Annotated in this window: 14 protein-coding genes; 10 read left to right on the plus strand and 4 right to left on the minus strand. The window is 70.9% G+C overall.

Going from position 1 to position 14,288, the window contains the following annotated elements:
* Positions 1-97: 97 nt before the first annotated feature.
* Positions 98-2,203: a beta-glucosidase gene (locus ACV7GQ_RS05405; protein ID WP_470312516.1), complete on the minus strand. Its 2,106-nt coding sequence runs from the start codon at positions 2,201-2,203 to the stop codon at positions 98-100.
* A 92-nt stretch (positions 2,204-2,295) separates the two neighbouring features.
* Between ACV7GQ_RS05405 and ACV7GQ_RS05410 the strand changes: the two genes are divergently transcribed.
* The 4 genes from ACV7GQ_RS05410 to ACV7GQ_RS05425 all read left to right on the plus strand — a co-directional run bounded on the left by ACV7GQ_RS05410 (position 2,296) and on the right by ACV7GQ_RS05425 (position 5,659).
* A complete protein-coding gene (locus ACV7GQ_RS05410) occupies positions 2,296-3,135 on the plus strand; it encodes a VOC family protein (RefSeq protein WP_470312517.1) in 840 nt (279 codons plus the stop codon).
* Positions 3,136-3,258: 123 nt separating this feature from the next.
* Entirely contained in the window at positions 3,259-3,897 is a 639-nt protein-coding gene (locus ACV7GQ_RS05415; RefSeq protein ID WP_470312518.1) for an alpha/beta hydrolase, read from the plus strand.
* 66 nt (positions 3,898-3,963) lie between these two features.
* Positions 3,964-5,064: a DUF3179 domain-containing protein gene (locus ACV7GQ_RS05420; RefSeq protein WP_470312519.1), complete on the plus strand. Its 1,101-nt coding sequence runs from the start codon at positions 3,964-3,966 to the stop codon at positions 5,062-5,064.
* Complete coding sequence (locus ACV7GQ_RS05425) at positions 5,054-5,659, plus strand: hypothetical protein (protein WP_470312520.1); 606 nt, start codon at positions 5,054-5,056, stop codon at positions 5,657-5,659. The genes ACV7GQ_RS05420 and ACV7GQ_RS05425 overlap by 11 nt, the downstream gene beginning before the upstream one ends.
* Here ACV7GQ_RS05425 and ACV7GQ_RS05430 read toward each other — a convergent pair whose 3' ends face one another.
* Positions 5,660-6,088 (minus strand): CopG family ribbon-helix-helix protein, encoded by a 429-nt coding sequence (locus ACV7GQ_RS05430; RefSeq protein WP_220618629.1) that lies wholly within the window; start codon positions 6,086-6,088, stop codon positions 5,660-5,662. It lies immediately after the preceding gene.
* 126 nt (positions 6,089-6,214) lie between these two features.
* Between ACV7GQ_RS05430 and ACV7GQ_RS05435 the strand changes: the two genes are divergently transcribed.
* The 5 genes from ACV7GQ_RS05435 to ACV7GQ_RS05455 are packed head-to-tail and all read left to right on the plus strand — an operon-like array spanning position 6,215 to position 12,111.
* Positions 6,215-7,399, plus strand: a complete 1,185-nt coding sequence (locus tag ACV7GQ_RS05435) for a vWA domain-containing protein (protein ID WP_470312521.1) — start codon at positions 6,215-6,217, stop codon at positions 7,397-7,399.
* A 49-nt stretch (positions 7,400-7,448) separates the two neighbouring features.
* Positions 7,449-8,678, plus strand: coding sequence for a protein kinase domain-containing protein (locus tag ACV7GQ_RS05440; protein WP_470312522.1), 1,230 nt, complete (start codon positions 7,449-7,451; stop codon positions 8,676-8,678).
* A 2-nt stretch (positions 8,679-8,680) separates the two neighbouring features.
* Complete coding sequence (locus tag ACV7GQ_RS05445) at positions 8,681-9,769, plus strand: PP2C family protein-serine/threonine phosphatase (RefSeq protein ID WP_470312523.1); 1,089 nt, start codon at positions 8,681-8,683, stop codon at positions 9,767-9,769.
* Positions 9,770-9,815: 46 nt separating this feature from the next.
* Positions 9,816-10,886, plus strand: a complete 1,071-nt coding sequence (locus tag ACV7GQ_RS05450) for a double zinc ribbon domain-containing protein (protein ID WP_470312524.1) — start codon at positions 9,816-9,818, stop codon at positions 10,884-10,886.
* Positions 10,887-10,929: 43 nt separating this feature from the next.
* Positions 10,930-12,111, plus strand: a complete 1,182-nt coding sequence (locus ACV7GQ_RS05455) for a zinc ribbon domain-containing protein (protein WP_470312525.1) — start codon at positions 10,930-10,932, stop codon at positions 12,109-12,111.
* On the opposite strand, the gene ACV7GQ_RS05460 is transcribed toward ACV7GQ_RS05455, so the two are convergent.
* Positions 12,108-12,518, minus strand: a complete 411-nt coding sequence (locus ACV7GQ_RS05460) for an archease (protein WP_470312526.1) — start codon at positions 12,516-12,518, stop codon at positions 12,108-12,110. The genes ACV7GQ_RS05455 and ACV7GQ_RS05460 overlap by 4 nt on opposite strands.
* Positions 12,519-12,570: 52 nt before the next feature.
* Positions 12,571-13,221: a halocyanin domain-containing protein gene (locus ACV7GQ_RS05465; protein WP_470312527.1), complete on the minus strand. Its 651-nt coding sequence runs from the start codon at positions 13,219-13,221 to the stop codon at positions 12,571-12,573.
* 746 nt (positions 13,222-13,967) lie between these two features.
* Here ACV7GQ_RS05465 and ACV7GQ_RS05470 point away from each other — a divergent pair.
* A complete protein-coding gene (locus ACV7GQ_RS05470) occupies positions 13,968-14,276 on the plus strand; it encodes a hypothetical protein (RefSeq protein ID WP_470312528.1) in 309 nt (102 codons plus the stop codon).
* Positions 14,277-14,288: the final 12 nt, after the last annotated feature.

Raw genomic sequence — 14,288 nt, forward strand, 5'->3', positions numbered from 1 at the left:
GTATCGCCGCTATTCGCCGGCTGCCGGAACTGAGACAGTTACCTACCGAAACTATGTCGTCGTAGACAGGGGCAAAAAATGCCGATAGCCGTGTGGGCTACCCGTCCCGGTCGACGTCGACCGACGCCCTGACGTCGCCGGCAGACCGCGCGACGTCGACGGTATAGCGGCCGTCGTCGACGGTCCAGCCCCCGTCCGAGTCGTACCGGGAGAACGCGAGTTCGTCGAGCGAGAGCGAGACGGTCCGGGACTCGCCGGCGTCGAGCTCGACGGACTCGAAGCCGGCTAGCTCCCGAACCGGACGGTCGACGCCCTCGACGGCCGGCGGCCGGACGTACGCCTGCACGACCTCGCGACCGGGGCGGTCGGCGACGTTCTCGATGGTCACCTCGACCGTGGCGTCGTCGACGGCCACGGCGTTGCGGTACTCGAAGGTGGCGTAGGAGTGGCCGTGACCGAACGGGTACGTCGGGTCGTCGGCCGTCGCGTCGAAGTGCCTGTACCCGACGAACAGGCCCTCGTCGTAGTGGGCCACGCCGTCGACGCCGGGGAACCGTCGCTCGTCGCTCGTGGGGTAGGCGTCCTCGGGTGCGAACGTGACCGGGAGCCGGCCGCCGGGGTCCCGGTCACCGTAGAGGACCGACGCGAGCGCCGACCCGTCGGCCTGGCCGGGGTACCACTGTTCGACGATGGCCGCCACGTCGTCGCGCCAGGGCGTCTCGACGGGACCGCCCGAGCGAACGACGACGACGGTCCGGTCGTTGACGGCGGCGACGGCGTCGACGAGCTCGTCCTGCCGGCCCGGGAGCGAGAGGGAGTCGCGGTCGCGGGCCTCCGTCGTCGCGTCCCGGACGACGACCACTGCCACGTCGGCGTCGGCGGCGGCGTCGACGGCGTCGTCCAGCGAGGGCTCCGTGGCCGGTGCGGGGCTCCCCTCGGCGTCGTGGCCGCTCTCGACGAACGGCAGCAGGTCGAACAGCGAGACGTCCTCGATCTCGGGGACGCCCCGGGCGACGGTCACCGTCCCGTCGGCCCGCGTCTCCACGCCGTCGGCCGGACTGACCGAGTGGAACGGCGTCGTCTCCGAGGACCCGCCGCCGCCCAGTTTCGGTTCGTGGACGTGGGGGCCGACGAGAGCGACGTCCGCGTCGTCGTCCAGCGGGAGGACGCCGTCGTTCTCCAGCAGGACGGTCCCGCGGGCGGCCACGCGCTCGGCGAGGTCGCGGTGGCGCTGGCTGTCGAGCTCGCCGGACCGGTCCCCGTCGGCGAGCAGTCCGATGCGGGCCATCTGTCCGAGGACGCGACGGACCATGTCGTCGAGTCGCTCGGCCGGGACGTCGCCGTCGTCGATGGCGGCGGCGAGCGGGTCGCCGAACAGGCCCGCGTGGGTGGCGTCGGGGATGCCGTCGGGCCACTCGAACTCCTCGAGCGCGTCGTCGCCGTCGCCCGCGGCGACGCCGGGCATCTCCACGTCCAGTCCGGCGTTCGCCGCGCCGACGGTCGTCTCCAGCCCGTACCAGTCCGAGACGACGTAGCCGCCGAACCCCCACTCGTCTTTGAGGAGGTCGCCGACGAGCCGTTCGTGGTCGCTCATGTGGGTCCCGTTCACGCGGTTGTACGCCGTCATCACCGACCCGACGCCGGCCTCGACGGCGGCCCGGAACGGCGGGAGGTACAGTTCGCGGAGCGTCCGCTCGTCCACGTCGGCGCTGACGGTCGTCCGGTGTGTCTCCTGGTTGTTGGCGACGAAGTGTTTCACCGTCGCGACGACGTCCTCGGACTGGATGCCGGAGACGAGCGCCCGGCCGACGTCGCTCGCGTGGACCGGGTCCTCGGAGAGGTACTCGAAGTTGCGGCCACACTGGGGGACGCGGACGACGTTCACGCCCGGTGCCAGTAGCGCGTCCTGGTCGTGGGCCCGCGCCTCGCGGGCCATCGCCGCGCCCTGGGTCCGCGCGAGGGCGGGGTCGAACGCCGCCGCCGTCGCGATGGAGGCCGGGAACGCCGTCGCACGCTCGCCCTCCGCACGGATGCCGAGCGGCCCGTCGACCAGTCTGAACGGCGGGACGCCGAGGCGCTCGACGCCGGGGAGGTAGCCGGTCGCGGTCCCGGCCGGGTCCTCCGTCCCGCGGACGAGCGCCAGTTTCTCGGCACGGTCCATCTCGGCGAGGAGTGCGTCGACGTCGGGTGGGGTCCGGACCATCGGATACCGGGTCGTCGGTCCGGAGCGATAAAGCCGTTGGCACGTCCGCGGGACGGCACAACCGGTATCAGTCTCTCCGGCGAAGGGCCGGTATGACGGACGAGACTGGGGCACTCCCGGCCGGGACCGGTATCGGGCGCGTCGCGCTGACCGTCGGCGACGCGGACGACACCGCCGAGTTCTACGAGACGGTGGTCGGACTGACGGTCAACGAGCGGCGAGACGACCGGGTCGTTCTCGGTGCCGGCGAGACGCCGCTGCTGGAGCTCCACGAGGACCCCGAAGCGCCCGAACGGTCCCGCACGTCGGCGGGCCTGTTCCACACGGCGTTCCGGGTGCCGTCCCGGGCCGCGCTGGGGGACGCGCTGGAGCGCATCGACGCCGAGTGGCAGCTCTCCGGGGCGTCCGACCACCTCGTGAGCGAGGCGCTGTACTGCCGGGACCCGGAGGGCAACGGCGTCGAGATCTACCGCGACCGACCGAGAGCGGAGTGGGACGAGACGCCCGACGGCGGCGTCGAGATGGCGACGGAACCGCTGGACGCGGCGGGCGTCCGCTCGGACGCGACGGGGGCGGAGACGGTCCCGGAGGGGACCGACGTCGGGCACGTCCACCTCGAGGTCACGTCACTGGACGCGGCACAGGCCTTCTACGTCGACGCGCTGGGGATGAGCGTCCGGACGACGTACGACGGCGCGCTGTTTCTCGCCGCGGGGGACTACCACCACCACGTCGGTGCGAACGTCTGGAACGGCCGGACGGACCCGGCGAGCGGCCGCGGACTGGCGTGGTTCGAACTGGTCCTCCCGGACGCAGCGGCCGTCGAGGCGGCGTCCGACCGGCTCTCGGCGGCCGGGTACGAGGTGGCGACGGCGGGCGAGGTAGCGACGGTGGCCGACGAGGACGGCATCACGCTGCGTCTCCGGTCCTGAACCGGTTGTGTGAGTGTTACCGGCTACTCAAGAGGACGGACGCGGTAACAGGGGTATGGCAACGAGGGCTGTACACGAGGCCGAGTGGCAGACGACAGACGCGGGCGTCGCGGAGGGGCGGCGATGAGCGGGCCACACCAGGGCCAGCAGCTCGTCACCGCCGGCACGCCGTTAGAGGAGGCCGACGCGGCGATGGTGCTCGTCCACGGGCGCGGGGCGACGGCCCGGAGCATCGTCCAGATGGGGCGAGAGGTCCACCGGGACGGCCTCGCACTGCTGGCGCCGCAGGCCGCCGGCAACACCTGGTACCCGAACTCCTTCCTCGCACCCGTCGAGGACAACGAACCCGGGCGGAGCTCGGGCCTGCAGGCTGTCGGCGACGCCGTCGAGACGGCCACCGAGGCCGGCATCGACCGGGAACGGGTCGTCCTCCTGGGCTTCTCGCAGGGGGCCTGTCTCGCGAGCGAGTTCGTCGCCCGGAACCCGCGCCGCTACGGGGGCCTCGCGGCTCTGAGCGGCGGTCTCATCGGCGAGTCCGTCGACCCGACGGAGTACGAGGGCGACGTCGAACGGACGCCGGTGTTCGTCGGGTGTAGCGACGTCGACCCGCACATCCCGCTGGAACGGGTCCACGAGACGACCGAGACGTTCGAGCGGTTGAACGGCGACGTCGACGAGCGCATCTACGAGGGGATGGGCCACGGCGTCAACGAGGACGAACTCGACGCCGTCTCGGACCTGGTCGCGGACCTCCTCGACTGAGGCGTCGGCGGCCCGGTTACTGCGGACTCACCGCGAGGCTTTGACCGATGCGTCCGTACACCGGGTATGGACGCGACACGCCGCGAGTGGCTCCGCGCGGTCGGTGGCCTCGGCGTCGTCGGTCTCGCCGGATGTAGCGCCACCGGAGGCTCCGGCGACGGGGGCGAGGAGACCGACCGAACAGACAGCGCGACGGCCGAGTCCACGTCGTCGGCCGGGCGCCCACCCACGGCGGCCCAGTCGCTGTTCCTCGGTCACGACGTCGAGACGATATCGGACAGCATCGTCAGCGGCGGCGTTCCGAAGGACGGCATCCCGGCCGTCGACGACCCGACGTTCGGGCCGCCGGACGAGGCCCCACTGGACCCCGGCGACCCGGTGTTCGGCGTCGTCCGTGACGGCGAGGCGAAGGCGTACCCGCAGCGCATCCTCGTCTTCCACGAGATAGTCAACGACACCATCGCTGGGGACCCGGTGGCGGTGACGTACTGCCCACTGACCGGCACCGCACAGGGGTTCGAGCGCGGCCCCGTGGAGTTCGGCGTCTCGGGGCGCCTCGTCAACTCGAACCTCACGATGTACGACCGGGGGACCGATAGCTGGTGGCCCCAGATGCTCGCGACGGCCGTCCGCGGCGAGATGCGGGGCGCGACGCTGCGGGAGTTCCGGGTCGTCTGGACCACGTGGGAGGCGTGGCGGACCGAACACCCCGAGACCGTCGTCCTCACCGAGGACACCGGCTTCCAGCGACGGTACGGAACCGACCCGTACGGCAGCTACAACCCGAGGCGGGGGTACTACGCGAGCGAGCGGACGCTGTTCTCGCCGCTGGAGTCGGACGGACGGGCCGACCCCAAACGAGTGGTCATCGGGACCCGGACCGCGGCGGGCGCACTCACGTTCGACAAGGCGACGTTACTCGAAGAGCGCGTCCTGACGGGCGACGTCGACGGCACCCGGTACGTCGCCGTCGCCGACGACGCGCTCGCGACGGGATACGTCTACGCGAACCCAGACGAGGTGGCGGTGGAGGCCGCCGACGACGGCTATCGGGTCGACGGCGAGACGCACGCACCCGGCGCGCTGCCGCTCGACAGGACCCTCGCCTTCGACGGCATGTGGTTCGCGTGGGCGGGGTTCTACCCCGGGGTCGGCTATGTCCGCTGACGTCGCCACCGGGTCGGAGTCGGCGACGACCCGCCTGGAACGGCTGGTGCGACAGACGGGGGTCGCGGTTCGGGGGGCGCTCTCCCGGCGCGACGGACGCGGGACGTTCGCCGCGACGAGTCTCCTGTATCTCGTGGTGTATCTCGTCGGACTGGGCCACCTCGGCCTCGGGCCGTGGGGGTTCGAGGTGTCCGTCGTCGCCGACCCGCTGACCCGGGCGACCCGGCTGGTCAGCCCGTTCCAGTGGGAACCGGTGGCGCTGGTCGTCGCGGGCCCGGTCGAACTCCTCGTGTCACCGCTGAACGTCGCACTCGGGGCGGCGCTGGCGACGCTCGTCGGCGTGAACCTCGCCGTCTCCGTGGTCGCCTACCGTGGTCCGCAGGCGTGCAGAATCGGGCCGGGTGCGGGGGCGGCGGCGGGGCTCCCCGGACTGCTCTCCGGGTTCGCCTGTTGCGGACCGACGGTACTGCTGGTGGTGGGACTGCAGGCCAGCGCCACCGTCCTCACGGTGTTCCGGTGGCTCGTGCCGGTCGCGGGCCTCGCGCTGGTCGGGACGCTGCTGTGGGTCGGGACGAAGGTGGACCCCGACGGCTGACTACTCGACGTCGGCCAGCGTCCCGAACTCGTCGACGGGGACCACGGAGTAGTCGATGTTCAGTGTGTCCTTCGTCGCGCGGATCTTCCCGACGAACGTCGATATCTCCTCGAGGTCCCCCTCTAAGACGAACAGCTCCATACAGCGGTGTTCGCCGACGTGGCTGTGGAAGTTCGAGGCGACCAGCCCCTCGTGTTCGTGGCGCAGGCGCATCATCTTCTCCTCGACGGTCGTGGTGTCGTAGTCGAAGAGGACGGTGACGATGCCCATCAGTTCCCGGCCCTCCAGTCGCTTGTCCTCGAACTCGCCCAGCAGGTTCCGACTGGCCTCGCGGATGATTTCGCTGCGGCCCGTGTAGCCGTGCTCCTCGGCGAACTGGTCGATGCGCTCCAGCAGCGACTCCGGCATGGAGACACTGACGACGGTCATGTATTAACCCAGCACCCGTTTCCTATTAAGGATTATCGAACGGCGCGGGACCGACGGACGACGGCCCGCTCTCCGGTCTCTCCGTGGGGAAAACTTATAATTAGGTCGTAAGACGGTCCTAACAGTATGACTGCCAACGTCGTGACCGACGTTAACCGGCCGTACGTCCCGGGGACGGGGGCGAAACTCACCGCCGAGATCGAGGTCGAGCCGGGACAGCAGGACGAGCGGCCCACGCGGCAGATAGCGCTGTGTATCGACGCCAGCGGGTCGATGGCCGGCGACGAGATAGCGCGGGCCCGGTCCGGCGCCGAGTGGGTGTTCGGGCTGCTCGAGGACGACGACTACGTCTCCATCGTCGCGTTCGACAGCGACGTCCACGAGGTGCTGGCGGCGACGCGGTGGGGCGACATCACACGCGAGGCGGCGATGGAGCGGGTCGCCGACATCGCGGCCGGCGGCGGGACGGACATGTACCGGGGCCTCGCGGCCGCGGCGGAGTCGCTCCGGCAGCTCCCGGACGACGGCAACACCGCCCGCCGCGTCCTCCTGCTCTCGGACGGGAAGGACAACACCCACGACACGCCGGAGTTCGAGACCCTGGCCCGCGAGATAGACGGCGAGGGCATCCGCATCAAGTCCGCCGGCATCGGGAGCGACTACCGCGAGGAGACCATCCGGACGCTCGGGAGCGTCGCCCGCGGGGAGTGGACCCACCTCGAAGCGGCCGGCGACATCGAGGACTTCTTCGGCGACGCCGTCGAGGAGGCCGGCACCGTCGTCGCCCCCGACGCACAGCTAGAACTGGACGTGGCCGACGGCGTCGAGGTGAGCGAGGTGTACCGCGCACTGCCACAGACACAGGAGGTCACGCCGGAGTGGAACGCCAACACGACGGTGGTCAAGCTTCCGGACCTGCTGGACCGGGAGACACAGCGCGTCGTCCTCAAGGTCCACGCGCCCGCCCGCGACATCGGACAGGAGGTCACGCTCGCGGACGTGACGCTGACCGCAGACGGCGAGACGGCCACCGGCGCGATAACCGTCGAGTACACCGACGACGCCGAGAAACTGGGCGAGCACAACGAGGGCGTCGACGTCGACCACCGCCAGACGGTCATCAAGACGGAACTGGGCAAGGGCAACGTCGCCGAGGCCCAGACACAGATAGAGCGGATGACGCAAGTCCACGGCGCGGACACGGAGGCCGTCGAGGCGGCCGAACGCCAGACCGAGATCGTGATGGAAGGGGGGCGAGAGGAGCAGAGCAAGGCGACGAAGATAGTCACCGACGAGGGCCTCCAGAAGTGACGGCCGCGACACCGAGCGAAGACCGGCGACGGACCGACGGGGCCTGACCATGGCCTGGGAACCCGACCCCGGCGACGTCGTCGCCGGGCGGTACGAGCTCGCGGAGTTCCTCGGCAAGGGCGGGTTCGCGAAGGCCTACCGCGCACTCGACACCCAGACCGGCGACGACGTCGTCCTGAAACACCCCAACTACAGCGAGTCACAGAACGACCGCGGCGTCATCGAGGAGTACTTCGAGAAGGAGGCCGAGACGCTCGAACGCATCGCCGCCGCCGGCGGTCACGAGAACGTGATGGCGCTGTACGAGACCGTCGAGGACCGCGGGACGCCGTTCCTCGTCGTCGAACTCGTCGCGGGCGGTATCGAACTCGACGAGGTCATCGACCAACACGGCCCCGTCGACGCCGAACAGGTGCGCCAGATCGGCGTCGACCTCGCGGACGCGATGGGGTTCATCCACGAGAACGAGATCGTCTACCGGGACCTGAAACCGGAGAACGTGATGCTCACGCCCGACATCACGCCGACGCTCATCGACTTCAACACGGCGACGGGGTTCGACGCGACGGGCGACCCGTCGACGGGGAACTCCGGAACGACGATTCTCGGCCCGTTCAAGCCCCGAGAGGTCGCGGAGGCGAGCCGGACCGACGTCCGACAGGGGCCGTGGTCCGACGTCTACTCCATCGGGAAGATACTGCTCTTCCTGCTGAAGGGCAGCGTGCCGAAGAAGGACGGCGTCAACCCGCAGGACTTCGGGGCGGACTGCCCGGACGACCTCGCGGAGATCGTCGAGCGAGCGACCCAGTCGGACTACCGCCAGCGCTACCGGAACGCGACAGTCCTGCGGGACGTGCTGGCGGCGAGGGACCCGACGCCGCCGGCGACGGCCTCGGTCCGGTACATCCAGGCCGACCAGCGGTTCACCGTCGAGCCCGGCGACACCATCGGTCGCGCGGGTGCGAACGGCCCGCCGGCGTCCATCACTATCGACGACCCGCAGGGCGAGTACATCTCTTCGGTGCAGGTCCAGTTCGACACGGAGGGCGACGACTGGTATCTCGTCGACCGGAGCCTCAACGGGACGTTCGTCCAGAAGGGGTCGGGGTGGCAGCGGGTGCTGTGCGAGGCGGGGCGCGAGCGCCTCCGGAGCGAGGGGGAGGACCCGACCGACCGCCACGGCGACGTGCCGCCGGAGTCGGTCCGCCTGCGCGACGGCGACCTCGTCTCGCTCGTCCACCCGACCTACGGCGTCACGTTCGAGTTCACCACGGAGTAACCATGCGATACGCAACCACCTACGACATCGGCGACCGGAAGCGCGGACAGGGAATCAACGAGGACAGCATCTCGATGACCGTCTTCGAGGAGGGGCACCGGGACGGCTACCGGGGGCAGACCCGCCCCGTAGACGACGCCGACGGGGACGAGCACGAACGGCCGGTCAACCGGTCGGCCGGCGTGTTCGTCCTCGCGGACGGCGCCGGCGGCCACGACGCGGGCGACGCGGCCTCCTACATCGCCACGACGGTCGTCGCGGAACGCCTCGCGCCCGTCGCCGTCCGGGCGGTCAGGAGTCATCCCGACGGCTTCGACGTGGACATCGGTCCCGAGGCGTTGCCTGACGCGCTCGGCCCCGAGGACGTGCAGGACGCCATCGAGAGCGCCGTCGTGGAGGCCCACCGGGAGATACTCAGGTACGCCGGCGAGTCCGGCACCCAGTCGTACACCACCGTCGTCGCCGGCGTCTACGCCGATGGGAAACTCCACCTCGGGTGGGTCGGCGACAGCCGCGCGTACCTCGTCAACCGCGCCCGCGAGGAACTCGTCCGCCTGACGAAGGACCACGCCGTGGTGCAGGAGTGGGAGGACGCCGGCGAGATAGATCCCGTCGAGGCCCACGTCCACCCGAACGGCAACGAGATAACCCGGGCACTGGGCGGGTCCGGCCACGAGGACCCCGACCGAGCGACGGTCGACGTGGACACCCGGACCGTCCGCCTGTTCGCCGAGGACACGGTGCTGGCGACCAGCGACGGCCTCGTCGACGCCCAGACCGACGCCCCGGACCTCTACGAGCAGTACGTCGACTCGGACAGGTCCGAGGACGCGGCCGAGGCGGTCCGCGAGGCCGTCGTCACCGACGACGAGATTCGGGACGTGTTGCTCGGCGCCGAGTCGCTCGAGACCGCCGCCGCCGAGTACGTCTCGCTGGCCAACGACCGCGGCGGGAAGGACAACGTCTCGGTGCTGCTGTTCGAGGACGACGCGCTCCCCGAGACGCCCAGTAATGGCGGCCTACCGATACGGGCGGTCGACCCCGACGTGGACGTCGCGGACCGCGAGACGGTAATCATGTCCGACGAGTGAGGGGAACTGTTTTGCGTCTCGACGTGAAAGCCGCTCACGAACGAGTATGTCAGACGCGAGCACCGGACAGACCGTGGAGTGCCCGATCTGTGGGGAGTCGTTCGACCCGACGGTAGCGGGCGGGTGGTGTACGAACACCGAGTGTGGTGAGTGGCAGTACACGGACGACGGGGGCGAGGGCGGCGACGAGAGCGAGGTCGACGACGGCGACGGCGACCTGCTCTCGGCGGCCGCCGACGCGGCCTCGGACGACGAGGCGACCGACGGGCCGGCCACGACCGACGACGAACCCGAAGCACGAACGGCCGACGAGACGCCGACGGACGATGCCGAGACCGGGGCGGCGACGGAGGCCGAACCCGCGACCGGAGAGAGCGACGCGGCCGCGGCTGAGGATGCGAGCGAGACGGACGCGGACGAGACCGAGCAGGCGGACGAGACGACCGCCGCCGACCACGCCCCCTCGACCATCGACTGTCCGGACTGCGGGACCGAACTGGACGCCGAGGCGAACTTCTGCGTGGAGTGTGGGGCCGACGTTCGGGACGTCGACCCGGCCGCCCCGCTCACCGAGTGTCCAAGTTGCGGCACCGACGTCGGCGAGACCGACAGCTTCTGTGTCGAGTGCGGTGAGAACCTCGACGCCCACCGTGGCGACGCCGACGGGGGCAGTGCGGGCGAGAGCGACGAGACGGCGCCCGACTCCGACGACGACGCGGCGACTGCCGACCCGGCCGAGACCGAGCCGGCGGCCGAGGACGCCGTGGAGGCGCTCGAGGCGCAGTCCGACGACGAGAGGGGGTCGGAGCCGGTGCCCGACTCGCTCGTCCTCGAGGTTCGGGGTCGGGAGATACCCGTCGAGGACGGCGACACGGTCGGCCGCGAGGTCCGTGCGGCACTGACCGACGCCGGCCGACCGGAGGACGAGGCGGTCCGCGTCCACCGCGAACACGTCCGGTTCGTCCGCGAGTCAGACGCCTTCTACCTCGTCGACCTCGGCGACAACCCGACCAGCCTGAACGGTCGCTCCCTCCAGAAGGGCGACCGCGAACCGGTCGCGCCCGGCGACGAACTCGAACTGTCCGGCGTCGCCACCGTCACGATTCGCGCGCCCTGACCCGACCACACGAACTAAACCGCCCCTCGGCGATACCCCAGTAATGGCCGACACCCTTCCAGTCGCGGAGTTTCGACGGTCGCTCTCGCTGATGCGGAGCGAGGCGTGGGTGCTCACCGGAGGGTTGGTCGGCGCGCTCGGGTACGCCCTCTGGGTCCTCGCGACGGGAATCGCGGCCGGGAGCGCCGCACCGTGGCTCGCGAACCGCGGCGTGACGTCGGTCGGTGGCGTCACCGTGACCGGCCTGTCGGTGGTCGCACTGGTGCTGTGGGTCCTCCTCCCCGCCGCCGTCGTGACGGCCCTCGTCGCCCGACGGTTCGTCAACGAACACGGGAACCTCGACAACCGGTACCGACTGGACCACCCGAGCCTCCTGCTCGCACCGCCGGGACTGGTGTTGGTCGGGAGTCTGGCGGCGACGGTCACGACCGGACGGTCGGCGGCGCTGACGGCGATCGCCCTCGTCGCGAGCGTCCACCTGCTCGTCCGCACCGTCGCGTACGGCTACCGCGTCTACACGCTGTCGGTCCCGCGACTGTTCACGGCACTGCTGGGCGCCGGCAGCGCGGCGCTCACCGGTGGCGCCCTCGTCGCAGGGACCCTCCTCGCCGGCCTGAGTGCGACGGCGCGCGGGCCGATAGCGCGGGCGGGGATACCGACGGTGGTCGAGACCGGGCTGGCACTCGCCGGCGTGGCTCCGGGTGACGCGCTGGCCGGCCTCGTCACGGTGCCCGCGCTCCTCGCGACGACCTATCTCGCGGTCCAGTTCGTCGCTGGAACCGTCGTCCGGACGCGGGCGCCGCTGGCGAACCCGACGCGACGCCCGGGACAGCGGTTCCCGATAATGCCCCCGGTGAGCCACGGTGACCCCGGCGAGAACGACGATGGGAAACCCGAAGGCGACGCGGCTCCGGCCGATGACGCATCGGCGGCGGCCGACGCCGAAGCGGGGGCCGAGGAGTCCGTCGACGACCACTCCCAGACGCAGGTATTCACGCCGGACGACCCCACCTCCGGACCGGATGACGCGCCGACGGAAGTGGCCGCCGTCGACGGGATGGCGGCGGACGACGACGGGACGGACGACGATTGGGAGGACGACACGGCCGTGTTCTCGTTCGACCGGGGGAACCCGTCGCCGGACGCCTGTGACGCCTGCGGCGAGACGGTGGCCGCGGACGCCGACGTGTCGTTCTGCCCGAACTGCGGCGACCGGCTGGACTAGACGTCGAAGACGACGTACGCCCGCCACCCGCCGTCGGTCAGTTCGAGTGCCATCTCCGAGTACGTGACAGCCTTGACCTCGCGGGCGGTGACCGCCGACAGCGGGACGCCCCGAGCGCTGGCCGCGACGCGCCACTCGTCGCCGCTGCCGTCGACCGTCGCCTCGTTGTCGACCGGGAGGACGCTCCGCACGTCGCGCTCGTATATCAGCTGGTCGAGGTAGTCGAACAGCAGTGCCTCGCGCGACTCCGCGGTGACGGTCAGGTCGAACCGGCCGCCCTCGTCGGGGACGGCGTCGCACATCGCGGCGGCGAGGCCGTCTGCGACGGCGGCGAACGTCGCGCCGAGCGTCCCGCCGGTGGCTTCGACGGCGACGTCGGCCGTGTGCTCTCGGAGGTCGAACGGCATCACCCGACACTCGGGCCGCCGGGGAGAAAGCGGTACGGGTTCGGCCCGACCGTCAGGGGCGTCGGTCCGACCGGTTCGCCTTGCGCCGCATGAGGGCGGCGAAGGCCAGCGGCGAGAGGAACGCCATCGCGATGACGGCGGCGAGCGCGGTGACGGGACCGCTGGCGGACCCCGTGCGACCGCCGGCACCGCTCGTCGTGTTCCCGCCGCCGCTCTCGGCGCTCGCGGTCGCCGTCGCTGTGTCCCCACCGCTACCGCCGCCCGAGGCCGACCCCACGACGACGGCGCCCTTCATCCCGAGGCCCTTGTGGGGCTCACAGACGTACTTGTAGATTCCCTCGCTGTCGAACGTGTACGAGTACGTCGTGCCCTGCTCGGAGACCAGGCCACCCGAGTCGAGGGGGCCGTCGCCGTCAGAGACGACGTTGTGGCCGCCGCCGTTGCCGGTCCAGGTCCAGACGACTTCGGTACCGGGCGAGACGCGGACCGCCGCCGGGTCGAAGGCGAAGGCGCCGCCGTTCCCCTCGGCACCGACGGTTATCTCGACGGTGTCCTGTCCGGTCTTGTCGACGGTGCCGTCGAAGTTCCCGACGCCGTCGAACCACCCGCCGTAGTCGGGTCCCTGCTGTGCCGATACCGTCGCCGTCGTAGCGCCCAGTGCGACCGCACCGGCGGTCGCCTGTGCGAACTGTCGTCGTGTCATCGAGCCAGTCATGGGTGTGATGCTGGACGACGCGGCCACCGGCCGCCGGCGACCGCTCGTCCCTGTCCGTGAGTGGGTTCCAGACGGGGGTAAAAACTGAGGGGTGTTCTCAGCCGGTAGGAACCGGTGCGATGGTGTTCGAGACGGCGGTCCTACACCTCGCATCGCCCCTCACGGGGTCGCTCGCCACGACGAACCCACAGTTCCGTCGAGGGAACGAAACCGTGCTATTCGGTGACGACCGTCAAATAGACTTAATATGTCACCTCTCGATGGTGTAGACACCTGACCCCGACCGACGAGGTGTTCACATGACCCGTACCACTCCTGCCCCGACGTCATCGTCCATCGCGCACCGGCTATTCGCCGGCGGATGGGCCTCCGGACGCGGCATCGCCGCCGCGTATCCGGTGTCTCTTGCTGGGGGCCGGTGTGGTCGGGTGAGCGCCCGTCCGATTCACCCCGCAGCGTAGGGGCACAGCGCCACCGTGGGACGGCCGTCCGGTCGCGCGGACACCCACTGCGGTGGGGCCTCGATTTCGACCCCCGATATCGGCGACGCCGCCGACCCTGAAGTGCCCACGAGGGTACCTGACTGGCATCGGCGCCCGGCCGTCGTCGGTCGTCGGGAGCGACGCACCACAGACCAGACACATCTCCAGGGAGCGGCGCGCCCGTCGCTCCGCCCGACGTGCTCGATCGGCGAGCCCCCGTCCCGGGGCCGGTTCGACTCCGGCCGTCGGCGTATGTCGCTCCATGCGACCGTCCCCGTCGACGCATCGGCCGACGTCTCGCTCCGGGTCCCCCGCGGTGGGACCGAAGACCTAGAGAGCGGTGTCGCCGCCGTGGTCGAGGGCGTCGACGGCGTCTCCGCCGTCACCGTCGACCGCGTGACCAGCGTCCGACCGACGTTCACCGACATCCGTGTGGACGCGGACGTGTCCCTCACCATCGCCGTCGCCGCGGACGCCGACCCCGAGACGGCGGTGGCCGAGCGACTCGCCGACGGGTTCGGCATCACGTCGGTGAGCGAGCTCACCGCCGAGGCGGTCTGAGTCGTCGCTCCA

It is taken from the genome of Haloarcula sp. MBLA0163 (assembly GCF_055632435.1).